Origin of the sequence: Pseudomonas sp. RIT-PI-AD (assembly GCF_025642785.1) — a bacterium.
In the GTDB taxonomy this organism is placed as follows: Bacteria; Pseudomonadota; Gammaproteobacteria; order Pseudomonadales; family Pseudomonadaceae; genus Pseudomonas_T.
In genome coordinates this window covers 1-25,936 of sequence record NZ_JANZKU010000033.1, presented here as the reverse complement: position 1 = coordinate 25,936, position 25,936 = coordinate 1, and the positions used below count along the sequence as shown (strand labels likewise).

The following is a 25,936-nucleotide window of genomic DNA, read 5'->3' as shown; positions in this document are numbered from 1 at the left end:
CGCCCATTCGCGCCCGTTCGGCGCAGTCTAACCACAAGCCATGGCCATCGAAAAGAAAACCATCCGGCTGTTGATTCTCGAAGACTCGCAGAATGAAGCCGAGCGTCTGGTCAGCCTGTTCCGTAACTCGGGCCGAGCGACGCGCGTCCATCGATTGACCTCCAGCGAAGGCCTGCAGGAGGCCCTGCAGCAGAGCTGGGACCTGTTGATCGCCGCCCCCATGAGCGATGGCCTCGACCCCAGCGAGGCACTCGGCGCGATCCGTCGCCAGGCCAAGGACATCCCCTTCATCCAACTGGTGGACGGCAACGACTCCGACCTGATCACCGAAGCCCTGACCATGGGCGCCCAGGACGCCCTGCCGCTGGGCGACGACGAGCGCCTGATGCTGGTGGCCAACCGCGAACTGGCCAACCTCGAGGAACGCCGCGCACGGCGCGCCGCCGAAGTGGCGCTGCGGGAGATCGAGAAACGCTGCCAGCTCCTTCTGGACAGCTCGGTGGATGCCATCACCTACGTGCATGACGGCATGCACATCTACGCCAACCGCGCCTACGTCGAACTCTTCGGCTACGAGGACGCGGAAGAGCTGGAAGGCATGCCGATGATCGACCTGATCGCCAGTCGCGACCAGGCGGCCTTCAAGGATTTCCTGAAGAACTACCAGCGCGAGGGCAACGCCGAACTGATCTGCGACGGCAACCGGGCCGATGGCGGCAAGTTCCAGGCGCGCATGAACTTCTCGCCCGCCACCTACGACGGCGAACCCTGCATCCAGGTGGTGATCCGCACCGAGAGCGGTAACGCCGAGTTGGAAGAGAAGCTGCGCGAGATCAGCAGCCAGGACCTGGTGACCGGCCTGTACAACCGCAGCTATTTCCTCGAGTTGCTGGACGGCGCGGTCGAGCGCGCGGTGAACGCCGCGCAACCTTCGAGCCTGGCCTATATCCGCGTCGACCGCTACGCCTCGTTGCTGGCCGACGTCGGCATCGCCGGCATCGACCTGTTGCTCACCGACCTGGCCAACCTGCTGCGCGGCCACTTCAACGGCGGAGCCCAACTGGCCCGCTTCGGCGATGACGTGTTCGGCGTGTTGCAGCCGGGCCAGCAGCCCGAGCAGATGCGCGACAGCCTGCAGGCCCTGCTGAAGAAGGTCGAGAGCCAGTTGTTCGACGTCAGCGGCCGCACCGTGCAGACCACCCTGTCGATCGGCGTCGCCGGCCTCGACGAGAAGACCGCCAAGACCCAGGAAGTCGTCGATCGCGCCCACCGCTGCGCCGACGAACTGGACGGCGGCAACGGCATCCAGATTTACGACCCGGCCGACGAATTGGCCGCCGCGGCGAACCGTGGCAACGTGCTGGCGATGGTCCAGCAGGCCCTCGACACCAACGGCTTCCGCTTGCTGTTCCAGCCGGTCATCAGCCTGCGCGGCGACACCTTCGAGCATTACGAGGTGCTGCTGCGGCTGCTCAGCCCGCAGGGCAAGGAAGTCCCGCCGGGCGAGTTCCTCGCCGCGGCCAAGGACGCCGGACTGGCCGAACGCATCGACCGCTGGGTCATCCTCAACTCGGTCAAGCTGCTCGCCGAGCACCGCAGCAAGGGCCACAGCACCCGCTTGTTCGTGCACCTGTCGAGCGCCAGCCTGCAGGACCCGACCCTACTGCCCTGGCTCAGCGTCGCCCTCAAGGCGGCCCGGCTACCCTCCGATTCGCTGATCCTGCAACTGAGCGAACCCGACGCCATCGCCTACCTGAAACAGGCCAAGGCGCTGACCCAGGGGCTGGCGGCCTTGCATTGCAAGGTCGCGCTGAGCCAGTTCGGCTGCGCGCTGAACCCGTTCAACACGCTCAAGCACCTGACCGTCGACTTCGTCAAGGTCGACGGTTCCTTCGCCCAGGACCTGACCAAGGCGGAAAACCAGGAAGCGCTGAAGACCCTGGTGACCAGCCTGCACGCCCAGGCCAAGCTGACCATCGTGCCCTTCGTCGAGAGCGCCAGCGTGCTGGCGACGCTCTGGCAGGCCGGGGTCAACTACATTCAGGGTTACTACTTGCAAGGCCCGAGTCAGGCCATGGATTACGACTTCGCCTCGGACGAGTGAGGCTCGGGCGAACCGATCCTCGCCGCTTCAATCCAGCGTGCCGCTTTCGCGGTCGCGATACCCCAGCAGATAGAGAATGCCGTCCAGGCCAAGGGTGGAGATCGCCTGCTTGGCCGATTGCTTGACCAACGGCTTGGCGCGGAAGGCCACGCCCAGGCCGGCCAGCGCGAGCATCGGCAGATCGTTGGCGCCATCGCCGACGGCGATGGTTTGCTCCAGTTGCAGGCCTTCGCGCTCGGCCAGCTCACGCAACAGATCGGCCTTGCGCTGGGCGTCGACGATGGGTTCCACGGCGATGCCGGTGACCCGGCCATCGACGATCTGCAAATCGTTGGCGAAGACGTAATCGATGCCCAGGGTGCGCTGGAGCTGCTGCGCGAAATAGTTGAAGCCGCCGGAAAGGATCGCGGTCTTGTAGCCCAGGCGCTTGAGTTCGGCGAACAGGGTCTGCGCGCCTTCGGTCAGCCGCAGCGAGGCGCCGACCGCCGCCAGGGCGTCTTCCGGCAGCCCTTTGAGCAGCGCCAGGCGCTCCTTGAAGCTGGCGCGGAAATCCAGTTCGCCGCGCATCGCGCGCTCGGTGATCGCCGCCACCTGCTCGCCCACGCCGGCGACCTTGGCCAACTCGTCGATGACTTCCGCCTCGATCAGCGTCGAATCCATGTCGAACACCGCCAAACGACGGTTGCGGCGGAACACCGAATCCTGCTGGAAAGCGATGTCGACGTTCAGGGCCTGGGCGACGCTGAGGAATTCCGCGCGCAGCGCCGCGGGGTCGGCCGGCTCGCCACGCACCGAGAACTCGACGCAGCCCTTGCTGTGCTCGGCCGGCGTATCCAGCGGCATGCGCCCGGAAAGGCGGTCGATGCGATCGATGTTCAGGCCGTAGCGGGCGGTGATGGCGCTGACCCGCTGCAATTGCTCGGCGGTAACCTTGCGGGTCAGCAGCGTAACGATGTGCCGGGGCTTGCCCTGGCCGCCGACCCATTGCTGGTAATCGGCCTCCGGCACGGGCGTGAAGCGCACCTGCTGGTCGAGCTTGTAGGCGGTGAACAGCACGTCCTTGAGCACGCCCGAGGCCGCCTCCGCATCGGGGATCTCCACCAGGATGCCGAACGACAGGGTGTCGTGGATCACCGCCTGGCCGATGTCGAGGATGTTCACGCCGCCCTGGGCCAGCACCCCGGTGATCGCCGCGGTCAGGCCGGGGCGGTCTTCCCCGGTGATGTTGATCAGGACAATTTCGCGCAAGGCGCACCTCCCTAGCAAAGAAGGCCGCCATTCTACCCGCAAATCCGCGCCGCGCTGGCAAGCGCTCTGGCGCGGCGCCGCCAGGGATGCGCCGTACGTCTCGCGCCGACCGGCGAAGACGTTTGATTCTTTAGTGACCGGTCAGCTTTCCGTATACTGCGCGACCAACTTCGTCCGAAAAGAGCCGAGCTCTGTGAACCGGCCCACGTCCGTCAAACCCGATAACTTCTTCCTGCTGATCTTCCACGCCCTGCGTCAACGACGCGTGCCGCTGGCTTTGCGCATCGTCAGCCACAGCCTGCTGCTGGTGGCGATGGCACTGGTGATCTATGCCTGGGTCATGGGCATGCAGTTCAAGCAGGCCATGCAGCAACAGGCCGACGCCCTGGGCCAGAGCCTGACCAGCCAGACCGCCAGTTCCGCCACCGAGCTGCTGGTGTCCAACGACATCCTCAGCCTCAACGTGCTGCTCAACAACCTGGTGAAGAACCCGCTGGTGGCCCATGCGGCCATCTACAGCGTGGACAACCGCATCCTCGCCGAGGCCGGTTCGCGGCCGAAACAGGGCCTGCTCGGCGAGACCGAGGGGCTCTACTCGACGCCGATCACCTTCCAGGAAGTGATCGCTGGGCACCTGCGCCTGAGCCTGGACATGCAGCAATTCCAGCAGCCGATGACCATAAGCCTGCAGAGCATGGGTCTGTTGAGCTTGATCCTGCTGGCGGTGAGCCTGTCGCTGAGCATGCGCCTGGGCCGGCATATTTCCACGCCGCTGTTGCAGTTGCGTGTCTGGCTGCGCGATCCCGACGAGGCCACCCCGGCACTCGACCGCCAGGACGAGATCGGCGACTTGGCGCGCCAGCTGCACGCGCGCCTGGCGCCGGAGAAACCGGTGCCCGAGACCCTGGTCGCGGAGGACGAAAGTTACCTGGACGAGGATGCCTACGACGTCGACTACGGCGATCCCGAACGCGACGACCTGGGCATCGACGAGCGTTTCGACGACGAGCCGGGCTTCGAGATCCGCGACCTGCGCGACGATCACTACGACATCGACGACCCCGAGGAAGCCGCCCCCAGCAAGCTGTTCAGCGCGGACGACGACGATCCCTTCTCGGACCTGCGGCCGCAGGCCAGCGAGCCCCTGGCGCCCTATACCCCGCCGCCGCAGAAAGCCCTGTACAGCGCGGTGCTGGCAATCCAGCTCGGCGCCCAGGAACAATTGCGCCGCCTGCCGCGCTCGCGCCTGCTGGACCTGCTGCAACGCTACCGCGACTGCCTCGACCAGGCCGCCGAGCTGTACCAGGGCAAGCTCTACACCCTCAGCGACGGCGGCAGCCTGATGCTGTTCAACAGCCGCGACAGTGGTGCCGAGGACTACCTCACCCACGCGCTGTGCTGCGGTGAATTGCTGCGTGCCCTCGGCCATGCCCTGCAGATCGAGGTGGCCGACAGCGGCATCACCCTGCAACTGCAGCTCGGCCTGACCCTCGGCGGCGACCTGAGCGGCCTCAGCCAGGGCGATGTGCTGCTGGCCGAGACCACCCAGAGCGCCCTGGCGCTGAGCCAGCACAGCCGCAACCTGCTGCTGGTGGAGCGCGCCATCGCCGACGACCCGCTGGTCCGCCAGCGCGCGCGCATCCGCGCCATCGCCAGCCCGGAAGGCGCCTGTTGCGTCGAGCGCCTGCTGGAGCCCTACCCGTCGCTGCTGGAACGCCAGCTGACGCGGATGCACGAGCGCCGCTAGGCCCCCCGCCGCCAGCACGAAAAAGCCCGCTTACGCGGGCTTTTTTTCGCTCATCGGGAGCGCCTCAGAAACGGAACACTTCCACATCCGTACGCACCGGCTTGACCAGCGGGATGCGGGGTTTCTCCGGTGTGCGCGGACGCGCCTGGGCGGGGCTCGGCTTCGCCGGCTCGGCGGCTGCCGCAGCGGCCTGGGAAGCGCTCAGGGGCTGGATGGCGATGGACAGCTGTTCGGCCAGCCGTCTCAGCAACAGGCTTTGGGCCTCGACCTGGTCGGCGGCGGACCCCTGGTGCGGTTGTTCGAGGCGCACCAGACGGCTGTCGCGCAAGCGGCCGGCGCGATCCAGCAGGCGCCACTGCGCCTCCAGGACGGCCGGCAGTTGCGGTCCGGAATCGAAGCGGCTGATGGTCAGCAGGACCTGCACGTCGGCGTTGAAGTTGGCATTGCTCGGGGCCAGCACCAGGCGCTGGCTGTCCAGTCGCCAGGCCAACTGGCGCAACAGCACCTGGTCGATGTCGCCGGCGAGGCTGCCCGCCCAACGCCCGTCGTGGGCGGCCAGCAGGCTGCCGTTCGCCTGGCGTTGCAGCAGTGCTTCGCGCTGCAGGTAGTCGGCCACCTGGACCGGCCCGAGCAGGACCGCGACGCCCTGGCCCTGCTTGGGCAGCGCCGGGCTGCCGTTGTCCAGCTGATACAAGGGGACCGGTGCGCGGGCCGCGCAGCCCGTGAGGCCGAGCAGCCCGGTCAACAGGCAAAATAGAGGTAATCGAGCCCAGTTCATCATTCAATCTCGCCAGCGGCGGCCGGAGCGTCGCGAGGGGACGTTCGGCGAGCGCCAAGGTGCATTCCAGAGGGGTCGCCTATCATCCGCGAATGTGCCGTCCGACTCCAGTCGTGGATCGCGAATGCGCCGGACGGACATCCCGGCTCGCCGCTGCCTCCCCCTCGGAACGGCCCCGGCGATCGTGCATCGGCATGGCATCAATCGACGCGCTCCACCTCCAGCGCGTCGACCCGCTGGAAGCCGCGAGGGAGCTTGTTACCGCGGCGGCCGCGCTCGCCCTTGTAGTGCTCCAGATCGGCGGCCCGCAGCGACAGGGTGCGCTTACCGGCTTGCAAGACCAATGCCGCACCGGCGGGCAGCACGGCCAGGCCGGTGAGGTATTCCTCGCGGCTGGCGACCCGCTCGCCGGGAATCCCGATGATCTTGTTGCCCTTGCCCTTGGCCAGTTGCGGCAGGTCGCGCACCGGGAACAACAGCAGCCGGCCTTCGGTGGTCACGGCGGCCAGCCAGTCGTTTTCCAGGTCGCCCAGGGGCCGCGGGGCGATCACCCGGGCGCCGGCCGGCAGGCTGAGCAGGGCCTTGCCGGCCTTGTTCTTCGCTTGCAGGTCCTCGCCCTTGACCACGAAGCCATAGCCGGCGTCCGAGGCGATCACGTAGAGCGCCCGGTCGTCAGGCAGCAGCACGCACTCGAAACTGGCGCCCGGCGGCGGCGTCAGGCGACCGGTGAGCGGCTCCCCCTGGCCGCGGGCCGACGGCAGGGTGTGCGCCGCCAGCGAATAACTGCGCCCGGTGGAATCGATGAACACCGCGTACTGGTTCGAACGCCCCGGCGCGGCGACCTTGAAGCCGTCGCCGGCCTTGTAGGAGAGGCCGGTGGCGTCGATATCGTGGCCCTTGGCGGAACGCACCCAGCCTTTCTCGGAAAGCACCACGGTGACCTTCTCGTTGGGCAACAGATCGTGCTCCGACAGGGCCTTGGCCTCCGCGCGCTCGACGATCGGCGAGCGGCGGTCGTCGCCATAGGTCTCGGCGTCCTTGAGCAGTTCGCTGCGCACCCGTTTCTTCAGCTTGGCTTCGCTGCCCAGCAGCCCTTGCAGCTTGGCCTGCTCCTTGAGCAGTTCGTCCTGCTCGGCGCGCAGCTTCATTTCTTCCAGGCGCGCCAGCTGGCGCAGGCGGGTGTCGAGGATGTAGTCGGCCTGGATGTCGCTCAGGGCGAAGCGTTCGATCAGCCTGGCGCGCGGGTGCTCCTCGGTGCGGATGATGTGGATCACCTCATCCAGGTTGAGGTAGGCGATCAACAGGCCGTCCAGCAGGTGCAGGCGCTTCTCCACCTTGTCCAGCCGATGCTGCAGGCGCCGGCGCACGGTGTTGACGCGGAACACCAGCCACTCCGTCAGCAGCGCGCGCAGGTTCTTCAACTGCGGCTTGCCGTCCAGGCCGATGATGTTGATGTTGACCCGGTAGCTGGATTCCAGCTCGGTGCTGGCGAACAGGTGCTGCATCAGGGCGTCGTGGTCGACCTTGCCGTTGACCGGGATGATCACGATGCGGCAAGGGTTCTCGTGGTCCGACTCGTCGCGCAGGTCGGCGACCTGGGGCGCCTTCGAGGGCTTGGCCTGCATCAGCGCGGCGATCTGTTCGAGCACCTTGGCGCCGGAGACCTGGTGCGGCAGCGAGGTCACGATGATGTCGCCGTCCTCGACGTGGTAGACCGCGCGCATGCGCACCGAGCCACGCCCGGTCTCGTAGATTTTCAGCAGCTCGGCGCGCGGCGTGATGATCTCCGCCTCGGTCGGGTAATCCGGGCCCTGGATGTGTTCGCAGAGCTGCTCGATGGTGGCCTTCGGCTCGTCCAGCAGGCGCACGCAGGCGGTCGCCACTTCCCGCAGGTTGTGCGGCGGCACGTCGGTGGCCATGCCCACGGCGATGCCGGTGGTGCCGTTGAGCAGGATGTTCGGCAGCCGCGCCGGCAGCACCGCCGGTTCGTCGAGGGTGCCGTCGAAGTTCGGTACCCAGTCCGCGGTGCCCTGGCCCAGCTCGCTCAGCAGCACCTCGGAATAGCGCGACAGCCGCGCCTCGGTGTAGCGCATGGCGGCGAAGGACTTCGGATCGTCCGGCGCGCCCCAGTTGCCCTGGCCGTCCACCAGGGTGTAGCGGTAGCTGAACGGCTGCGCCATCAGCACCATGGCTTCGTAGCAGGCCGAGTCGCCGTGGGGATGGAACTTGCCGAGCACGTCGCCGACGGTGCGCGCCGACTTCTTGTGCTTGGAATCGGCGTCCAGGCCCAGTTCGCTCATGGCGTAGACGATGCGCCGCTGCACTGGCTTGAGGCCGTCGCCGATGTGCGGCAACGCGCGGTCCATGATCACGTACATGGAATAGTTGAGGTAGGCCTGCTCGGTGAAGTCAGCGAGGGAGCGACGCTCCACGCCGTCCAGGCTCAGGTCGAGGGTTTCGCTCATCGGGGTATTCCGCTGGAGAAAGGGGCGGTCGGGCGACCGCCGGAGAATGGGTTCATGCCGGCACGTCCGCGGGCTCGCCGAACTTCAGCAGGTTGCCGTGGGGATCGATAACGTACAGCTCGCGCATGCCCCAGGGGCGCAGCACCGGCGGCGCCAGCGGCAGGCCGCGCTCGGCGAACTCGCGGTGCAGCGCCTCGACGTCCGCGCAGCGCACGTAGCACGAGGTGTTCTCGGCCAGGTGCCGTTCCGGGCAGGGCCAGAAGTGCAGCTCGGCGCCGTCGCGCTCGACGATCAGGCAATCGGCCGTCTGCAAGCAGGTCTCGAAACCCAGGCGCTCGGCGTAGAAAACCCGGCTCTGGTCCAGGTCGAGGGAGGCCAGGACCGGTACGGTGGTCAGAATGGATGCGCTCAAGGGATCACCTCGGAAGGCTGGCTGTGGCGCAGCACCAGGGTGCCGTCGCGTTGGGAAAATTCCATTCGGCGCAGCGCGCTCATGCCCAGCAGCACCTCGTCCCCGGGCATGCCCGGCGCCACCAGGGCGGCGACGTCGTCGAGGTGGATGTCGCCGAGGCGCAAGCTGGCCAGGCGGGTGGCGTAACCGTTGGCCAGACCGTTGGCGGTGCGCAGGGTCACCGGGGTTCCGCGCGGCAGGCCAAGGCGTTCGGCGACCCCCTCGGGGATCGCCACCTGGCTGGCGCCGGTGTCCAGCAGGAAGGTCACCCCGTGGCCGTCGATCTCGCCGTCCAGCAGGTAATGCCCCTGGCGATTGGCGTCCAGGCGCAGCTCGACGTAGCCGTCGCCATGCACCGATCGCGTGCCGGCGTTGGGATGGTCGCGCCGCGCCTGCCATTCGCCGAAGAAATGCGTGGCCAGCAGGAGGCCGCTCGCCCAGGCCAGCACCAGCATCACGCGGCCGGCGCGTCTACCGGCGGGCTGTGCGCTCAAGGCGCGTTCCAACCGCCGGTGGGCGCGGCGAAACGCCAGACGATCGGCCGCGTTTCGCCATCGGCGCGGCGATGGAAACCGTTGTCGACGCCGATCCAGGCGCCCTCCTCGTCGAGCCACAAGGCCTCGGCCATGCCGTAGTCCACCGGATAGCGCCGGGGCTCGGTGAGGGCTTCGGCGGCGATCGACCAGCAGCGCTCCACTTCGGCGCTGGCGGTCTTGCGCCGGCAGATCCGATACCCCTGACGCTCCAGGGTGAACAGCTTGCCGGCATGCCAGGCCACGTCGGAGAAGTCCCGCGACAGCGACTTTCCGCCGGCCGCCGGGGGCGAAGCCTCGTTGCCGCCCTCGCTGAGCAGGACACAGCCGCCGGTGCAGCTCCAGGCACTGCCCTGTCGATGCAACACCAGCAGCCCGCGACGCTCGCGCTCCGCGGCCAGCCACAGGCGCTCGCCCGGCGGATCGATGGCGATGCCTTCGAACATGGCGTTGAAGTTCACCAGCATGCCGCCGGCGCGCGCCTGGCGCAGCAGGTTGTCGGGCAGGTTCAGCCAGCTCGCCAGGCCGGCCGGCGAGACCTGCAGGACGGCGGCTCGCGCCTCGCTGACCAGGTAGCGATTGCCGGCGCTGTCGCAGGTGATGCCCTCGAAGTCCAGGTCGCCGCCGCGCGCCAGGCCGCTGGCCCAGGTGCGCATGCGCTGGCCCCAGGCCATGCCGTTGTCCGGCGGTGGCGGCGCGTCGAAGGTTTCCGCTTCGGCGCGCAGCTGGCCGGCCTCCGGCAGCAGGCGGTACAGCCGGTCGTCCTCACGGTCGGAAACGCTCCACAACGCGTCGCCGCACCAGGCGAGCCCGGACAGGTTGCCGCCGGGCATGCCCTCCACCGGGTATTCCGCGGTCAGCTTCAGCTCCGGCCAGGGGGCCGGGCCGGCCTCGGCGCCACCGGCCAACGCCGCCAGCGAGGCCAGCGTCGCGATGAGCGACAGCCCGGCGCGCGCCTTCACACCAGGACCTCGGCCAGGTCGCCCTTGGATTCCAGCCAGGTCTTGCGGTCGCCGGCGCGCTTCTTCGCCAACAGCATGTCCATCATTTCGCGGGTGGCGTCGAAGTCGTCCAGGGTCAGTTGCACCAACCGGCGGGTATTCGGGTCCATGGTGGTCTCGCGCAATTGCAACGGGTTCATCTCGCCCAGTCCCTTGAAGCGGGTGACCTGCGGCTTGCCGCGCTTCTTCTCGGCGGTGAGCCGCTCGAGGATGCCGTCGCGCTCGGCCTCGTCGAGGGCGTAGTGGATTTCCTTGCCGAGGTCGATGCGGTACAGCGGCGGCATCGCCACGTAGACGTGCCCGGCGTCCACCAGCGGGCGGAAGTGGCGGACGAACAAGGCGCAGATCAGGGTGGCGATGTGCAGGCCGTCGGAATCGGCGTCGGCGAGGATGCACACCTTGCCGTAACGCAGCTCGGCGAGGTCGGGCGAGCCGGGATCGACGCCGATGGCCACGGCGATGTGGTGGACTTCCTGGCTGGCGAGCACTTCGCTGCCGTCCACTTCCCAGGTGTTGAGGATCTTCCCGCGCAGCGGCAGGATCGCCTGGAACTCCTTGTCCCGTGCCTGCTTGGCCGAACCGCCGGCGGAGTCGCCCTCCACCAGGAACAGTTCGGAACGCTTCGGGTCCTGGCCGGCGCAATCGGCCAGCTTGCCGGGCAGCGCCGGGCCCTGGGTGATGCGCTTGCGCTCGACTTTCTTGCCGGCCTTCAGGCGACGCCCGGCATTGCTGATCGCCAGCTCCGCCAGTTGCAGGCCCAGTTCGGGGTGGGCGTTGAGCCACAGGCTGAAGGCGTCCTTGACCACCCCGGAGACGAAGGCCGCCGCTTCGCGGGAAGACAGGCGCTCCTTGGTCTGCCCGGAGAACTGCGCCTCCTGCATCTTCATCGAGAGCACGAAGGCGATGCGTTCCCAGACATCTTCCGGCGCCAGCTTGACCCCGCGCGGCAGCAGGTTGCGGAACTCGCAGAACTCGCGCATGGCGTCCAGCAGCCCCTGGCGCAGGCCGTTGACGTGGGTGCCGCCCTGGGCGGTGGGGATCAGGTTGACGTAGCTTTCCTGGACGCTTTCGCCGCCCTCGGGCAGCCACAGCAACGCCCAGTCGACGGCCTCCTTGGTCCCGGCGAGGCTGCCGACGAAGGGCTCCTCGGGCAACCGCGGGAATTCGCTGACCGAGTCGGCCAGGTAGGAGCGCAGGCCGTCCTCGTAGAACCACTCGACCTTCTCGCCCGCGGCCCTGTCCTCGAAGCTGACCGCCAGCCCCGGGCACAGCACCGCCTTGGCCTTGAGCACGTGCTTGAGGCGGCTGATGGAGAACTTCGGCGAATCGAAGTACTTGCCGTCCGGCCAGAAACGCACGCTGGTGCCGGTGTTGCGCTTGCCGACCGAGCCGATGACTTCCAGGTCGCTGGCCTTGTAGCCGTCGGCGAAGGTCATCCGGTACTCGTTGGCATCGCGCTTGACGCGCACTTCCACGCGGTTCGACAGGGCGTTCACCACCGAGATGCCGACGCCGTGCAGGCCGCCGGAGAACTGGTAGTTCTTGTTGGAGAACTTGCCGCCGGCATGCAGCTTGGTGAGGATCAGCTCGACACCGGGAATGCCCTCTTCCGGGTGGATGTCCACCGGCATGCCGCGCCCGTCGTCCGACACCTCCAGCGAATTATCCTCGTGCAGGATCACCTGTACCGACTTGGCATGGCCGGCCAGCGCCTCGTCGACGCTGTTGTCGATGACCTCTTGCGCCAGGTGGTTGGGCCGCGTGGTGTCGGTGTACATGCCCGGGCGCTTGCGCACCGGGTCGAGGCCTGAGAGGACTTCGATGGCGTCGGCGTTATAAGTGGCCATGGGTCTCGGATCGTCGTTTCGTTAAAGGTCGGAAAAATCGATGTCGCGCCAGGCCTGCGCGGGAATGCCGGCGAACGCCAGCAACGCCGGCAGCCGCTCGGCGAAGCCCTGGAAGCCATGGTCGCCGCCCGACTGGATGCGCAAGGCGCAGGCTCGGTAATAGGCTTCGGCATGGCGGTAGTCGAGGGTTTCGTCGGCGGTCTGCAGCCAGACTTGGTAACGCGCCGGGTCCCGGGGAGGCGGGACTTCCAGCTCGGCCAGGGCACGGACGTGGTCCTCGGTCAATTCCCAGGTCTCGCCGCTGTAGAAGTTCCGCTGCGGCCCCAGGTTGCCGTCGAAAAGCCGGTGCGGGCTCACCGCCGGGTTGATCAGCAGCGCCGACAACCCATGGCGCTCGGCCAGGTGGGTCGCATAGTAGCCGCCCAGGGAACTGCCGACCAGCAAGGGCGCGCCCAATTCGGCGATGGCCTCGTGCAACTGGAGCATCGCCTGCCGTGGGTGATGGTGCAGCGCCGGGACGCGCAGGCTCGCGCGCCACCCCAGGCGGTCCATCAACCCGATCAGTTGCCGGGCCTTGTGGGATTCGGGTGAGCTGTTGAAACCGTGAATATAGAGAAGGGCAGTCATAGGGGCGGAAGGCTACAAGCTGCGCGCCGCCACCTGCAAGCCGCAGGACACACGCGGTGGCACACGCGGCGGTGGGCCGCGCTCAATAACCCTTGATGCTGTAGTCGACTTCGAAGTCGATTCCGGTGACCCGCGAGATACCGGTATCCAGGCGGCCATCGGCGTACAGGCGCAGCCAGCGATAGCCGGGCGCCTCCTCGTCCACGCGGAAATTGTCGCTGCCGGGGGCGAACTGCACGCAGGTGGAGGGCGAGGCCAGCAGGCGGACGTCGTCGCGCATCCGGTCGAACGCTTGATGGACATGCCCCCAGAGCACCGCGCGGACCCGCGGGAAACGCTCGATCACGGCGAACAGGGCCTCGGCGTTGCGCAGGCCGATGGGCTCCATCCAGCGGCAGCCGATGGACACCGGGTGATGGTGCAGGCCGACCAGCACATGACGCGCGCCGGCCTCGGCCAGCGCGCGCTCCAACAGGGCCAGCTGGGTTTCGTCGAGATGCCCGGGCACCGCGCCGGCGATGGAGGAGTCCAGCAGCACGATGCGCCAGCCTCCCAGGTCGAACACCGGCTCGAGCAGATCGCTGTGGGCGCAGACGGCATCCATGGTCTGCCGGTCGTCGTGGTTGCCGGGAATCCAGCGGACCGGCGCCGGAATGACTTCGCTGAGCGCGCGGAAACGCTGGTAGGACTCCGCCGAACCGTCCTGGGAGAGGTCGCCGGTGGCGAGCACCAGGTCGATCCGCGGCTGTTCCTCGAGCACGCGCTCGACCACGCGGACCAGACTGTCGCGGGTATCCATGCCCAGCAGTCGGCCATCCGCCTGGGCGAACAGGTGACTGTCGGAAAGCTGAACCAGCAATACCGACGAATCGGGGGCGAGGGTGGACGTACTCGGCAAGTGGCCGTCTCCTGGTGGCTACAGCGGATTATGGTGGTGCGGCGCGGCCAGGGTAAACCCGCGAAGCGCGGCGCAGATCACAGTTAGCGAGCTCTGGATCGGCCGTTACGGCATTTTCTAGAGGACCGGCGCCAGTTCATGACCGCAGGCCAGGCAATGACTCAGCCATTCGCCGAGGAACAGGTTGAGCTGGCTCTTCTCGTCGGGCTGGTGCATCGCCGCGTTCGGATAGGGATAGATGCTGCGCAGGCGCCGTGCGTGCTCGGCGCTGACCACTTCGGCCATGCGCGCGTCGTGGTACACCCGGACCTCCATCTGCGGCGAGGGCAGCCAGGGCAGGGTGTATTCCTGGCGCACCCGCAGGGTGGTGGTATAGGGGCATGCCTCGAGCACTTCCAGCACCAGCACGCCGAGCAGGTGATCGCCCTGGCTGAGGGCGATGCGCCGCTCGCCGGAGCCTTCGCGCATGTCCGGCAGCAATCGCATCAGTTGCGCGTAGTTGGATTCGCAGGCGGCCTGCAGCCCGGCCAGATCGACCCGGTAGCGGTCGCGCAGCAGGTTCACGACCACAGCCCCCGCACTTCCGTGCGGTTCAACGCCAGCCATTGCAGGACGATGATGCTCGCGGCGTTGTTGATCCGCCCGTCGCGCACCGCCGCCAGGGCGTCTTCCAGTGGCCAGACGTGCACGCGGATGTCCTCGCCCTCCTCCGCCAGGCCGTGGACCCCGCCCGCGCCTTCGCTGTCGCAACGCCCGACGAACAGGTGCACCAGTTCGTCGGAACCACCCGGCGAGGGGAAGTAGCGGGTCACCGGCCAGAGGGAGGAGAAGGTCAGCCCGGCCTCTTCCTCGGCTTCACGATGGGCCACCTGCTCGGGCACCTCGTCCTTGTCGATGAGGCCGGCGACGATTTCCAGCAGCCAAGGGTTCTCGGTCTTGCCGAGGGCGCCGACCCTGAACTGCTCGATGAGCACCACGCAATCGCGCTTCGGGTCGTAGGGCAGCACGCAGACCGCGTCGTGGCGGACGAACAGCTCGCGGGTGAGCAGCGGCCCCATCTCGCCGGAGAACTGGCGGTGCCGCAATTGCAGGCGATCGAGGCGATAGAAGCCCCGAAAGCAGTCCTCGCGCTTGACGATCTCGACGGCATCCGGACCTGGGATAAAGGTATCGCTCATCCGCTTCTCGCTCGCTTTGAACAGGTGGAGATAGTCTGACTTCCGCGCCATCCTATCGTGCCCTCACGCCTGGCGCAGCCCCTTTGCAGCTTAGCCGGCGGCGACGCGGACGTGGCCGACCGATGGCGGCGGGCGTCGAACTCGGCCGGCCGACGGCAGTCGAACCGGCACCCTCATTCCTTCCAGTCGCCGTTGTCCATCCGAGTCTGAATGCCCATGCCCCACGCCAACCGCCTCGCCCTTCTCGGCTTCGTCCTCTGCCTCGCCGGCTGCCAGAGCCTCACGTCTTCCCGCCCCCCCGCGCCTCAACATATCGCCTGGGAGCACCTGAAACCCGGCTGTAGCGGCAGCGACTGCCCCTTGGTGAATATCGATACCCTGCGCTTCGCCGACGAGCCGGGCCTGAACGGGTTGATCGAACGCCGCCTGCTGGACATGACCCGCAACGCCCCGGACGCGCCGCTGCCGCGCTCGCTGCAGGACTACGAACGCGACTTCCTGCGCGATGCCGAGCCGCGCTGGAGCAGCTACCTGCAGGCCAAGGTGCGCGAGCAGCGCGACCAGATCCTGCTGATCGAGCTTTCCAGCTACCTGGACACCGGGGGCGCCCACGGCATGCCCGGCCGCGGCTTCATCACCTACGACCGCAATCACCACCTCGCCCTGACGCTGCAAGACATGCTGCTGCCCGGCCAGGAAACGGCCTTCTGGCGCGTGGTGGAGCAGGCCCACGGGCGCTGGCTCACCGCCAACAAGCTGGACGCCGACTACCTGCGCGACTGGCCGTTCCAGCGCACGCCCCACGTCGGCCTGGGTCGCGGCGCGGTGCTGGTGAAGTACGACGTCTACACCATCGCGCCCTATTCCAGCGGGCATCCGGAACTGGAAATCCCCTATCCGCAGCTCAACGGCATCCTGCGCCCGGAATACTTCCCCGGCCGCGGTTGAGCCGACCGTTCAAGGACGCTGGAGCGACGCGCGGCGCCAGAGCGCGCCGAGGATACCCTGCAACAGGCCGGCCACCACCAGGGCCGGCAGCGTCGCTCCCAGCTCGGGATAAGCCTGCGCCAGCAGGTGATACACCGCCACGCCGCCGAACCAGGCCAGCAGCGCGTCCCAGCGCCATGCCGGGTGCGCTCCGGGGGCGAGGTGCCGGCGACGCTGGAGGAAGTGCTCCACCAGCGCCACGCCGAACAGCGGCGCGAACACCGAGCCGATCAACAGCAGGAAGTTCTGGTACTCGGCCAAGGGGGCGAACCAGGCGATCAGGGTGCACAGCGCGCCGAGCGCCAGGGCCAGGCGTTCCACCTTCAGCGGCCAGAGCAGTCCGCAGGACACCGCGGCGGAATGGATGTCGGCGAAGGCGTTCTCCGACTCGTCGAGCAGGATCAGCAGCAAGGGGACGCCCATGCCGGCGCCGGCCAGCGCCAGCAGCAGCGCGTTGACCTCGCCGCTTTCGACGAACGCCAGGGTGTAGGCCACACCCAAGCCCATCAGCCATAGCGTGCCGAGGAAGAACCCCAGCGCGGTGCCGCCGAATACGCCTCGCGTGCCCTTGCCGAAGCGCGAGTAATCGGCCACCAGGGGCAACCAGGACAGCGGCATGGCGATGGCGATGTCGAAGCCCAGGGCGAACGGCAGCGACCCGTCGCCCCGGCGGGCCCAGAGGGCGCCGAGATCGGCGCGGGCGAAGAGTTCGAGGGTCAGCCACAGGCACGCGCCGAGCAGCAGCCAGATGCCCCACTTGCGCAGCACCCGACGCACGAAGGCCAGCGGCCCACTGACCGCCAGCAAGGTGGCCAGGGCGCCGAAGCACAACGTCCAGAGCGCCGGGGCGCTCCACGGGCTGGCCGCCCCGAAGGCGCGACGGGCCAACAGGCTGGCGGCGTCGCGCATGACGACGATCTCGAAACTGCCCCAGCCGATCAGTTGCAGCAGGTTGAGCACGGCCGGCAACACCGCCCCCTGGCGACCCAGACTGAGGCGCAGGGTGGCCATCGCCGAGAGGCCGGTGTCGCTGCCGATCAACGCGGCGCAGCCCAGCAGCGTCGCGCCCAGCGCCACCCCCAGCAGGATCGCCGCCAGCGCCCCCGCCATGCCCAGCCCCGGCGCCAGCAGCGCACCGGTCTGCAACACCATCAGGCCGACACCGAGGGAAAACCACAGGGAAAACAGATCGCGGGCGCCGAAGACGCGCGCACCCGCCGGAACGGAAACGTCGGGCGAGTAAGTACCGGGAGTATTCAAAGGCGTGATCTCAGAAAAGCCAAAGTAATGCCGAGCGAACGAACCGCCCCGCACGCGCGCCACCCCATGGGTGCGGATTCGTCCGCGACTGCCAACGCCCGGGCAGCGAACCCGCCCGGACTATCCCAAAAGCCTCGCGAATGAATTCGCTCCCGCCTCATCATCGGCATGAGGCCCCTGGCCCCGGGGCGGCCCGTGGTCGGGGCCTCCCCGCGAAGTGCATCCAGCCAAACGCGCTCATACCTTCTGATAGAGCTGGCTGCCTGCCTGCTTGAAGCGCTCCGCTTGATCCGCCAACCCTCGGGCGACGTCGGCGTCGACGGTTTCGATCCGCTGGTTGGCCGCGTAATCGCGGACTTCCTGGGTGATCTTCATCGAGCAGAATTTCGGTCCGCACATGGAGCAGAAATGCGCGACCTTGGCCGAGTCCTTGGGCAAGGTCTCGTCGTGGTAGGCCCGCGCGGTGTCGGGGTCCAGGCCGAGGTTGAACTGGTCTTCCCAACGGAATTCGAAGCGCGCCTTGCTCAGGGCGTTGTCGCGGATCTGCGCCCCCGGATGACCTTTCGCGAGATCCGCCGCATGCGCGGCGATCTTGTAGGTAATGATCCCCGTCTTCACGTCATCCTTGTTCGGCAAGCCCAGGTGTTCCTTGGGCGTCACGTAGCAGAGCATGGCGCAGCCGAACCAGCCGATCATCGCCGCGCCGATGCCTGAGGTGATGTGGTCGTAGCCCGGCGCGATGTCGGTGGTCAGCGGGCCAAGGGTATAGAAAGGCGCCTCGTCGCAGCACTCGAGCTGCTTGTCCATGTTCTCTTTGATCAATTGCATCGGTACATGGCCGGGGCCTTCGATCATGCACTGCACGTCATGCTTCCAGGCGATCTTGGTCAGCTCGCCGAGGGTTTCCAGCTCGCCGAACTGCGCTTCGTCGTTGGCGTCGGCAATCGAGCCTGGACGCAGGCCGTCGCCCAGGGAGAAGGACACGTCGTAGGCCTTCATGATGTCGCAGATGTCGTCGAAGTGGCTGTAGAGGAAGTTTTCCTTGTGATGCGCCAGACACCACTTGGCCATGATCGAACCGCCACGGCTGACAATCCCGGTGACGCGCTTAGCCGTCAGCGGCACATAGCGCAGCAGCACGCCCGCGTGAATGGTGAAGTAGTCGACGCCCTGCTCCGCCTGCTCGATCAGGGTGTCGCGGAACAGCTCCCAGGTCAGGTCCTCGGCGACCCCGCCGACCTTCTCCAGGGCCTGGTAGATCGGCACCGTGCCGATCGGCACCGGCGAGTTGCGGATGATCCACTCGCGGGTCTCGTGGATGTGCTTGCCGGTGGACAGGTCCATCACCGTGTCCGAGCCCCAGCGGATGCCCCAGGTCAGCTTGGCCACTTCTTCCTCGATGGAGGAGCCGAGCGCCGAGTTGCCGATGTTGCCGTTGATCTTCACCAGGAAGTTGCGGCCGATGATCATCGGCTCCAGCTCGGTGTGGTTGATGTTCGCCGGGATGATCGCGCGACCGCGGGCCACTTCCTGGCGGACGAACTCGGCGGTGATCTCCTTGGGAATGCCGGCGCCGAAGCTGTGCCCGGCGTGCTGCGCGTCGAGCAGGCCGGCGGCGCGGTGCTCGGCGAGCTTCATGTTCTCGCGGATGGCGACGTATTCCATCTCCGGGGTGATGATGCCCTGGCGCGCGTAGTGCATCTGGCTGACGTTGCGCCCGGGCTTGGCCCGGCGCGGGTTGCGCACGTGGGCGAAGCGCATCCGGGCCAGCTCGGGGTTGGCCAGGCGCTCCCGCCCGAAGGTCGAGCTGAGGCCGTCGAGCAGCTCGGTATCGCCGCGGTCGGCGATCCAGGCCGAGCGCACGTCGGCCAGGCCCTTGCGCACGTCGATCTGCACCGACGGGTCGGTGTAGGGGCCGGAGGTGTCGTAGACGGTGACGGGGGCGTTGATCTCGCCGCCGAAGGCGGTGGGCGTCACGTCCAGGCTGATTTCGCGCATCGGCACGCGGATATCCGGGCGCGAACCCTGCACGTAGATTTTCTGCGAACGCGGGAAAGGCTGGATGGACTGCTGGTCGACCTGGGCGCTGTCGCTGAGGTTCTGTTGTTGTTTGGCGGTCATCGGCTGGCTCCTGGCTGAATGTCGGAGCGAACCTGAAACGGGCGCACCCGGACTGGTGCAGAGGAGCCCGGCGGGAATCCGTCGAGCGCTTCTTGTTCCCTACGCAGGCCTTAACCTGATCAGGTTCAACGGGATCCGGAACTCTCCGATCTCAGCCTCCGATTCGAGGCACCCCGACAAGAACCCCCGCAGTCTAATCAAGGCCCGGGGATAAACCAACCCGCGGAGGCCAAACCGTGACCGGACCGTCGCGATGGCCTCGCGAACCCCGCGCGGCCACGGGCGAGCGGATTGTTGCGGCGAGGCAACATAGCTTATTGCAAACTACACTCACCGCGCCTCAAGGGCGCCTTGACCCCTCCCGCCGCGCCCCTTAGCCTTGTCCAATTTCGTCCAACCCTAGGATCACCGCATGCTGCGCAGACTTTCCCTGGCTATCGCCGTGGCCTCCGCCTTTTCGGGCGCGCTCCAGGCGGCAGAAGCCCCGCTGTCAGCCAGGACCGACCTGGTGACCGTCTATCAGGATGCCGTCAAGAACAACGCCGACCTCGCGGCCGCCCGCGCCGACCTCGAAGCCACCCGCGAAATCGTGCCCCAGGCGCGTTCCGGCCTGCTGCCGCAGATCTCCGGCGGCGCCAGCAGCACCGACACCCGCACCAAACTGGACGAGCCCTCGGTCACCAGCAGCCGCAGCGGCATCGTCTACCAGGCCAACCTCAGCCAGCCGATCTTCCGCGCCGACCGCTGGTTCCAGCTGCAAGCCGCCCAGGCCACCAGCGAACAGGCCGGCCTGCAATTCTCCGCGACCTCGCAGAACCTGATCCTGCAAACCGCCGAGCACTACTTCGCCGTGCTCCGTGCCCAGGACAACATGGCCGCGACCAAGGCCGAGGAAGCGGCGTTCAAGCGCCAGCTCGACCAGTCCAACGAACGCTTCGACGTCGGCCTGTCGGACAAGACCGACGTGCTGGAGGCCCAGGCCGGCTTCGACAACGCCCGCGCCGCGCGGATCATCGCCGAGCGCAGCGTGGAAGACGCCTTCCAGGCCCTGGTCACCCTGACCAACCGCGAATACAACTCCCTGGAAGGCATCCGCCACACCTTGCCGGTGGTGGTGCCCTCGCCCAACGATGCCAAGGCCTGGGTGGACACCGCCGCCCAGCAGAACCTCAACCTGCAGGCGAGCAATTTCGCCGTCGACGCCGCCGAGGAAACCCTGCGCCAACGCAAGGCCGGACACGCGCCGACCCTGGACGCGGTGGCCAGCTACCAGAAGGGCGACAACGACGCCCTCGGTTTCAGCAACACCGGCGTCAGCCCGGTGCGCTACGGCAGCGACGTCGAACAGCGCACCATCGGCCTGCAACTGAACATCCCGATCTACAGCGGCGGCCTGACCAGTTCCCAGGTGCGCGAGGCCTACCAGCGGCTGAACCAGACCGAGCAGCAGCGCGAAGGGCTGCGCCGCACCGTGGTGCAGAACACCCGCGACTATCACCGCGCGGTGAATACCGACGTGGAGCAGGTCAAGGCGCGCCGGCAGTCGATCATCTCCAACCAGAGCGCGGTGGAAGCCACCGAGATCGGCTACCAGGTCGGCACCCGCAACATCGTCGACGTGCTCAACGCGCAGCGTCAGCTCTATGCGACCGTGCGCGACTACAACAACGCGCGTTACGACTACATCCTCGACAACCTGCGCCTGAAGCAGGCCGCCGGCACCCTCAGCCCGGCCGATCTCGAGGCCCTGGCCAACTTCCTCAAGCCGGACTACAACCCGGACAAGGATTTCCTCCCGCCGGACCTGGCCAAGGCCGCCGAGGAGCAGAAGCAGCGCGGCATGTCCGACTACTGAGACGAAGAAAAGCCCGGCCGATGCCGGGCTTTTTCATGCCGCGTCGATCCCCGGCAACGGCGCTACCCCTTATCGAAGCCCTCCGGCGCAGCCCCTTGGCCAACCGCGCTCACTGCGCCGCCCAGGCATTGAAACGCTCTTCCAGCTCCTCGCCATGGTCGGCCCAGAACTCGTCGTCCATCGCCAGCCCGACCGCCAGGTTGGCCGACGAGGTGGGTACCCAGCTCGCCAACTGCGGGTCCAGGCGCTCCGCGGCCTGCCGGTTGGTCGGCCCATAGGGGATGTGCCCGACGTAATCCACCTGGGCGTCGGCCTGGTTGGCGAAGGCGATGAAGTCCTTGGCTGCCTTGACGTGGGCCGAGCCCTTGATGATCGCCCAATAGTCCATGCCGTAGAGGCTGCCCAGCCAGGCCAGCGCCAGGTTACGCCCATCCTTGTGGGCGTCGGCGATGCGTCCGGTGTAGGTCGAGGTCATCACCACGTCCCCCGCCGCCAGCCATTGCGCCGGCTGCGCGCCGGCTTCCCACCACTGAATGTAGGGCTTCAGCTCGCCGAGCTTGGCGAACGCGCGCGCCACGCCGGCCTCGGTGCCGAGCAGGCGGTAGACGTCCTCGCGCGCCACCCCGTCGGCCAGCAGGGCGAACTCCAGGTTGTACACGGCCCGCTTGCGCAGCCCGCGCTTGCCGGGGAATTTCTTCACGTCCCAGAAATCCGCCCAGGAGGTCGGCGCCGGCTTGAGTGCGTCGGCGTCGTAGCCGATGGCGACGCCCCAGACCAGCGCGGCGGCTCCGCACTCGCGGGCGGCGTTCGGAATCAACTGTTCCTCGCCGCCGAGGGCCTTCCAGTCGAGGCGTTCGAACAGACCCTCGTCGCACCCGCGGGCGAGGTCGGGCCCTTCGATCTGCACCAGGTCCCAGTCGGCATGGCCGGTATCGGCCATCACCTTGACCCGCGCCATTTCGCCGTTGTACTCGCCCTGCACCACCTCGACCCCGGAGCGGGCGCTGAAGGGTTGGAAGAATGCCGCTTCCTGGGCCTTCTGGCCGGCTCCGCCATACCCGACGATGACCATGCTCTCGGCCGCCTGAGCCGCACCGAATCCCAGCCCGAGGGCCATCAGCCAGGGCGATAGCGTTCGTGCGCGACTCATAGCGAACGCCCTCCCACCGACGGCCTGCCGGAGACCGGGTCCGGCACCTGGGCGCGAGGGGTGACAAGGGCGCCGTGACCGGAAACGACCGGGACGGCGGGCAGGACGGATCGAAACCGCTGACAAGGGTTCATGCGCATCTCCTTTCTTGTTGTTGTGGAGCACGTCGCGGAGGCCCGCTTTTTTACGCGGGTTCGCTTGAAAACTACCCAGCGGCCATTAAAAAAACAAGTTGATTTTTTACTTTAGGTAAATTTACATCGGTTATTGTGAGACGGTGAAGACAGCCGTCGACCCTACCCAGAACAAAAAAGGACGCACGCCTCGATGAACGCTTTCCCGCACCTGTTCAGCCCTTTGCAGATCCGCGGCAAGCGCCTGAAGAACCGGATCATGTCCAGCGGGCACGACACGTCGATGCCCACCGACAACCTGGTCAACGCGCCACTCATCGCCTACCACCGGGCCCGGGCCGAGGGCGGTGCCGGCCTGATCGTGCTGCAAGTCGCCGGCGTCCACGACAGCGCGCGCTACACCTCCCACGTGCTGATGGCCACCGACGACGCCTGCATCGAGGGTTATCGGCGCCTCGCCGAGGTCTGCCACGCGCAAGGCGCCCTGGTGCTGTCCCAGGTCTTCCACCCCGGCCGCGAGATCATGGAGTCCGCCGATGGCCTGCTGGCCGTGGCCTACTCCGCCTCCGCCGCGCCCAACGAGCGTTTCCGGGTGATGCCGCGGGCCCTGGAGCAAGCGATGATCGACGAGATCGTCGCCGGCTATGCCAGCGCCGCGCGGCGTCTGCACCGGGCCGGACTGGATGGCGTGGAAGTGGTGGCCAGCCACGGCTACCTGCCGGCGCAGTTCCTCAATCCACGGCTGAACCGCCGCGAGGACGCCTACAACGGCGACCTCGAGGCACGCCTGCGCTTCCTCCGCGAAGTGCTCGGCGCGATCCGTGCGGCGACCGGCAACGACTTCATCGTCGGCCTGCGGATCTCCGCCGACGAACGCGACCCCGAGGGCCTCACCGAGGACGAGTCGCTGCACGCGGTACAGGCCCTGCAAGGCGAACTGGACTACGTGCACATCGTCGCCGGCACCTCCGCGTCCCTCGGCGGCGCGGTGCACATCGCCCCGCCGATGGCGGTGGGCGCTGCCTATCTCGCGCCCACCGCGGCGCTGTTCAAGGCACGCCTGGCGATTCCGCTGTTCGTCACCGGGCGGATCAACCAGCCCCAGGAAGCCGAGCAGATCGTCGCCCAAGGCCAGGCCGACGTCTGCGGCATGACCCGCGCACTGATCTGCGACCCCGAGATGCCGAACAAGGCCGGCGCTGGCCGCAGCGACGACGTGCGCGCCTGCATCGCCTGCAACCAGGCGTGCATCGGCCACTTCCATCGCGGCTACCCGATCTCCTGCATCCAGCACCCGGAGACCGGCCGCGAACTGCTCTACGGACACGCCGCGACGCCGCGCCCGCGCAAGCGCGTGCTGGTCGCCGGCGGCGGACCGGCCGGCATGAAAGCCGCGGCAGTGGCGGCGCAACGGGGTCACGACGTGACCCTCTGCGAGGCCAGCGCGCAGCTCGGCGGGCAGATCCAGCTGGCGCAACTGCTACCGCGGCGCAGCGAATTCGGCGGCGCCTCCACCAACCTGCAACGGGAAATGGAGCGGGCCGGCGTCCAGGTGCGCCGCCACACGCGGGTAGACCGCGCGCTGGTGGAGCGCGAGCGCCCCGACCTGGTGATCGTCGCCACCGGAGCCGAGCCTTACTGGCCGCCCTTCGAACGCGCCGGCACCTTGCAGGTGGTGGATGCGTGGCAGGTATTGCGCGGCGAGGCGCAGGTCGGCCGCTCGGTCCTGGTGGTCGACTGGCGCTGCGACTGGATAGGCCCGGGCATCGCCGAACGGCTGACCCGCGACGGCCACCGCGCACAGCTGGCGGTGAACGGCACCCACTGCGGCGAGAACCTGCCGCTCTACGTGCGCGACCATATGGTCGGCGAGCTGCATCGGCTGGGCATCGCCATCACCCCCTATGCGCGCCTCTACGGCTGCGACGACAGCACCGTGTACATGCAACACACCGCCAGCGGCGAACCGCTGATCTTCGAGGACATCGACACCCTGGTGCTGTGCCAGGGCCACCAGTCGGTGGACAGCCTGGCCGGCGAACTGGAAGGCCTGGTGGCCTACCAGCGCATCGGCGACTGCCTGGCGCCACGCACCGCGGAGGAAGCCATCTACGAAGGCCTGAAGGCGGCCTGGGCGATCTGATGTCGCGGACTGCCCCCACGGGAACGCGCCCCTGTCGTTGTGGGAGCGAAGTCATTCGCGAGGCTTTCGGGATAGCCCAGGCAACTTCGTGGCCTGGGCGCTGGCAGCGCGCGGATGAATCCGCTCCCACAGGGGCGAGTGCCTCGCGAGATGGCGGCGTTTCATGGGCTTGCATGGTGGGAGCGAAGTCATTCGCGAAGCTTTCGGGATAGCCCAGGCAACTTCGTGGCCTGGGCGCTGGCCGTCGCGGATGAATCCGCTCCCACGGGGGCGAGTGCCTCGCGAGATGGCGGCGTTTCATGGGCTTGCATGGGTGGCGGCGAATTCGTTCGCGAAGCTTTTGGGATCACCCAGGCAACTTCGTGGCTTGGGCGCTGGCAGCGCGCGGATGAATCCGCTCCCACGGGGGCGAGTGCCTCGCGAGATGGCGGCGTTTCATGGGCTTGCATGGGTGGCGGCGAATTCGTTCGCGAGGCTTTCGGGATAGCCCAGGCAGCTTCGTGGCCTGGGCGCTGGCAGTCGTGGATGAATCGCTCCCACAAGGGTCGGGCGCCTCGTAGGGTTGGGTGTTTCCAGGGGTGGCGGTGTCATGCCTGTGAAAGCGCATTCGTATCGGCCCGATGCCCGGGCTTCGGCCTCGACGGTCGGCAGCGGCGGGCCGGTTTGTTTAGAATGCCGCTTCGCCCGCCGCCAGGATCGCCGCATGAGTCGCAAAGCCCCCCCGGACGTCAACGACCGCGCATCCTCCGCGGAACCCGGCACGCACTTCCTCGGCACCCGCATCCGGGGCTTGCGTAAACGGCGGAACCTGACCCTCAGCGCGCTGGCCGAGCAGAGCGGCCTCACCGCCGGCTACATCAGCCAACTGGAGCGCAACCTCGCCTACCCCTCGATTCCCGCGCTGTTCAACATCGCCCGCAGCCTGGGGGTGACCATCCAGTGGTTCTTCGCCAGCGAGGGCGCGGTGGACCCCGCCGACGCCGGCTACGTGGTGCGCCGCAACAGCCGGCTGAGCGTGCATTACGAAGACGGGATCATCGACGAACTGCTCACCCCGCAACCCAGCCGTCAGTTGGAGATCCTCCACTCGCGCTTCCCGCCCGGCACCTACAGCCAGCAAAGCTACAGCCACGAGGGCGAAGAAGCCGGCTACATCCTCGCCGGAACCTTCGAACTCTGGGTCGGCGACCGGCACTTCCAGCTCAAGGAAGGCGACAGCTTCAGCTTCTCCAGCCAGGAACCCCACCGCTACGGCAACCCCGGCGACACCGACGCCATCGTCCTCTGGATGATCACCCCACCGACCTTCTAACTCAGGCGCCCAGCGCGCCAACCGCCGACGTTCGCCCGAACCCGGTGACGGGCGACACTCGCCGTCGTCCATGCGCACGGCATCACTCGACACTCGC

20 protein-coding genes and 1 riboswitch are annotated in these 25,936 nt (G+C 67.6%); of the genes, 6 read left to right on the top strand and 14 right to left on the bottom strand.

Annotated features, from left to right (window positions below; translation table 11 throughout):
• Window positions 1-40 precede the first annotated feature (40 nt).
• A complete protein-coding gene (locus OGL92_RS20330) occupies window positions 41-2,104 on the top strand; it encodes an EAL domain-containing protein (RefSeq protein ID WP_263147243.1) in 2,064 nt (687 codons plus the stop codon).
• A 27-nt stretch (window positions 2,105-2,131) separates the two neighbouring features.
• On the opposite strand, the gene serB is transcribed toward OGL92_RS20330, so the two are convergent.
• Window positions 2,132-3,352 carry a phosphoserine phosphatase SerB gene (gene serB, locus OGL92_RS20325; protein ID WP_263147240.1) on the bottom strand — a complete coding sequence of 407 codons (1,221 nt, stop codon included), beginning with the start codon at window positions 3,350-3,352 and terminating at the stop codon, window positions 2,132-2,134.
• A gap of 193 nt (window positions 3,353-3,545) precedes the next feature.
• Here serB and OGL92_RS20320 point away from each other — a divergent pair, with 193 nt between their 5' ends.
• Window positions 3,546-5,099 (top strand): YtjB family periplasmic protein, encoded by a 1,554-nt coding sequence (locus tag OGL92_RS20320; RefSeq protein ID WP_263147237.1) that lies wholly within the window; start codon window positions 3,546-3,548, stop codon window positions 5,097-5,099.
• Between the two features lie 64 nt (window positions 5,100-5,163).
• On the opposite strand, the gene OGL92_RS20315 is transcribed toward OGL92_RS20320, so the two are convergent.
• From OGL92_RS20315 to OGL92_RS20270, 10 genes are all read right to left on the bottom strand, one after another.
• Window positions 5,164-5,877, bottom strand: coding sequence for a PqiC family protein (locus OGL92_RS20315; protein WP_263147272.1), 714 nt, complete (start codon window positions 5,875-5,877; stop codon window positions 5,164-5,166).
• 200 nt (window positions 5,878-6,077) lie between these two features.
• Window positions 6,078-8,342 carry a DNA topoisomerase IV subunit A gene (gene parC, locus OGL92_RS20310; protein WP_263147235.1) on the bottom strand — a complete coding sequence of 755 codons (2,265 nt, stop codon included), beginning with the start codon at window positions 8,340-8,342 and terminating at the stop codon, window positions 6,078-6,080.
• Window positions 8,343-8,394: 52 nt separating this feature from the next.
• A complete protein-coding gene (locus tag OGL92_RS20305; RefSeq protein WP_263147232.1) occupies window positions 8,395-8,754 on the bottom strand; it encodes a VOC family protein in 360 nt (119 codons plus the stop codon).
• Window positions 8,751-9,287: a TIGR02281 family clan AA aspartic protease gene (locus tag OGL92_RS20300; protein WP_263147230.1), complete on the bottom strand. Its 537-nt coding sequence runs from the start codon at window positions 9,285-9,287 to the stop codon at window positions 8,751-8,753. The genes OGL92_RS20305 and OGL92_RS20300 overlap by 4 nt, the downstream gene beginning before the upstream one ends.
• The gene (locus OGL92_RS20295) at window positions 9,284-10,252 is read right to left on the bottom strand and encodes an esterase-like activity of phytase family protein (protein WP_263147270.1); all 969 of its coding nucleotides are present in this window, start codon (window positions 10,250-10,252) and stop codon (window positions 9,284-9,286) included. Before OGL92_RS20295 ends, OGL92_RS20300 begins: the two co-directional genes overlap by 4 nt.
• 32 nt (window positions 10,253-10,284) lie before the next feature.
• Window positions 10,285-12,174, bottom strand: a complete 1,890-nt coding sequence (gene parE, locus OGL92_RS20290) for a DNA topoisomerase IV subunit B (RefSeq protein WP_263147229.1) — start codon at window positions 12,172-12,174, stop codon at window positions 10,285-10,287.
• 21 nt (window positions 12,175-12,195) lie between these two features.
• Window positions 12,196-12,801: a YqiA/YcfP family alpha/beta fold hydrolase gene (locus OGL92_RS20285; RefSeq protein ID WP_263147226.1), complete on the bottom strand. Its 606-nt coding sequence runs from the start codon at window positions 12,799-12,801 to the stop codon at window positions 12,196-12,198.
• An 82-nt stretch (window positions 12,802-12,883) separates the two neighbouring features.
• Window positions 12,884-13,699, bottom strand: coding sequence for a 3',5'-cyclic-AMP phosphodiesterase (cpdA, locus tag OGL92_RS20280; RefSeq protein ID WP_263147224.1), 816 nt, complete (start codon window positions 13,697-13,699; stop codon window positions 12,884-12,886).
• Between the two features lie 117 nt (window positions 13,700-13,816).
• Complete coding sequence (locus tag OGL92_RS20275) at window positions 13,817-14,269, bottom strand: DUF1249 domain-containing protein (RefSeq protein ID WP_263147222.1); 453 nt, start codon at window positions 14,267-14,269, stop codon at window positions 13,817-13,819.
• Entirely contained in the window at window positions 14,260-14,877 is a 618-nt protein-coding gene (locus tag OGL92_RS20270; protein WP_263147219.1) for an NUDIX domain-containing protein, read from the bottom strand. The genes OGL92_RS20275 and OGL92_RS20270 overlap by 10 nt, the downstream gene beginning before the upstream one ends.
• Before the next feature lie 210 nt (window positions 14,878-15,087).
• On the opposite strand from OGL92_RS20270, the gene OGL92_RS20265 reads away from it, so the two are divergent.
• Complete coding sequence (locus OGL92_RS20265) at window positions 15,088-15,825, top strand: RsiV family protein (protein WP_263147217.1); 738 nt, start codon at window positions 15,088-15,090, stop codon at window positions 15,823-15,825.
• Window positions 15,826-15,834: 9 nt separating this feature from the next.
• Here OGL92_RS20265 and cytX read toward each other — a convergent pair whose 3' ends face one another.
• Window positions 15,835-17,124, bottom strand: coding sequence for a putative hydroxymethylpyrimidine transporter CytX (gene cytX, locus OGL92_RS20260; protein WP_263147214.1), 1,290 nt, complete (start codon window positions 17,122-17,124; stop codon window positions 15,835-15,837).
• Between the two features lie 237 nt (window positions 17,125-17,361).
• Window positions 17,362-19,245 (bottom strand): phosphomethylpyrimidine synthase ThiC, encoded by a 1,884-nt coding sequence (gene thiC / locus OGL92_RS20255; RefSeq protein ID WP_263147211.1) that lies wholly within the window; start codon window positions 19,243-19,245, stop codon window positions 17,362-17,364.
• Window positions 19,246-19,324: 79 nt separating this feature from the next.
• Window positions 19,325-19,431: riboswitch (TPP riboswitch) on the bottom strand.
• Between the two features lie 226 nt (window positions 19,432-19,657).
• On the opposite strand from thiC, the gene OGL92_RS20250 reads away from it, so the two are divergent.
• Complete coding sequence (locus OGL92_RS20250) at window positions 19,658-21,100, top strand: TolC family outer membrane protein (RefSeq protein WP_263147208.1); 1,443 nt, start codon at window positions 19,658-19,660, stop codon at window positions 21,098-21,100.
• 109 nt (window positions 21,101-21,209) lie between these two features.
• Here OGL92_RS20250 and OGL92_RS20245 read toward each other — a convergent pair whose 3' ends face one another.
• A complete protein-coding gene (locus OGL92_RS20245) occupies window positions 21,210-22,217 on the bottom strand; it encodes an ABC transporter substrate-binding protein (RefSeq protein WP_263147267.1) in 1,008 nt (335 codons plus the stop codon).
• A gap of 360 nt (window positions 22,218-22,577) precedes the next feature.
• Here OGL92_RS20245 and OGL92_RS20240 point away from each other — a divergent pair, with 360 nt between their 5' ends.
• Window positions 22,578-24,527 carry an FAD-dependent oxidoreductase gene (locus OGL92_RS20240; RefSeq protein WP_263147206.1) on the top strand — a complete coding sequence of 650 codons (1,950 nt, stop codon included), beginning with the start codon at window positions 22,578-22,580 and terminating at the stop codon, window positions 24,525-24,527.
• A 703-nt stretch (window positions 24,528-25,230) separates the two neighbouring features.
• On the top strand, window positions 25,231-25,839 hold the full coding sequence (locus tag OGL92_RS20235; RefSeq protein WP_263147203.1) for a cupin domain-containing protein: 609 nt from the start codon (window positions 25,231-25,233) through the stop codon (window positions 25,837-25,839).
• Window positions 25,840-25,936: the final 97 nt, after the last annotated feature.

Bases quoted from the DNA above. Each gene is read 5' to 3' on its own strand.
- OGL92_RS20330 (WP_263147243.1), top strand. From the start codon at position 41: ATGGCCATCGAAAAGAAAACCATCCGGCTGTTGATTCTCGAAGACTCG.
- OGL92_RS20315 (WP_263147272.1), bottom strand. From the start codon at position 5,877: ATGAACTGGGCTCGATTACCTCTATTTTGCCTGTTGACCGGGCTGCTC.
- parC (WP_263147235.1), bottom strand. From the start codon at position 8,342: ATGAGCGAAACCCTCGACCTGAGCCTGGACGGCGTGGAGCGTCGCTCC.
- parE (WP_263147229.1), bottom strand. From the start codon at position 12,174: ATGGCCACTTATAACGCCGACGCCATCGAAGTCCTCTCAGGCCTCGAC.
- OGL92_RS20285 (WP_263147226.1), bottom strand. From the start codon at position 12,801: ATGACTGCCCTTCTCTATATTCACGGTTTCAACAGCTCACCCGAATCC.
- OGL92_RS20270 (WP_263147219.1), bottom strand. From the start codon at position 14,877: ATGAGCGATACCTTTATCCCAGGTCCGGATGCCGTCGAGATCGTCAAG.
- OGL92_RS20265 (WP_263147217.1), top strand. From the start codon at position 15,088: ATGCCCATGCCCCACGCCAACCGCCTCGCCCTTCTCGGCTTCGTCCTC.
- thiC (WP_263147211.1), bottom strand. From the start codon at position 19,245: ATGACCGCCAAACAACAACAGAACCTCAGCGACAGCGCCCAGGTCGAC.
- OGL92_RS20250 (WP_263147208.1), top strand. From the start codon at position 19,658: ATGCTGCGCAGACTTTCCCTGGCTATCGCCGTGGCCTCCGCCTTTTCG.
- OGL92_RS20245 (WP_263147267.1), bottom strand. From the start codon at position 22,217: ATGGCCCTCGGGCTGGGATTCGGTGCGGCTCAGGCGGCCGAGAGCATG.
- OGL92_RS20240 (WP_263147206.1), top strand. From the start codon at position 22,578: ATGAACGCTTTCCCGCACCTGTTCAGCCCTTTGCAGATCCGCGGCAAG.
- OGL92_RS20235 (WP_263147203.1), top strand. From the start codon at position 25,231: ATGAGTCGCAAAGCCCCCCCGGACGTCAACGACCGCGCATCCTCCGCG.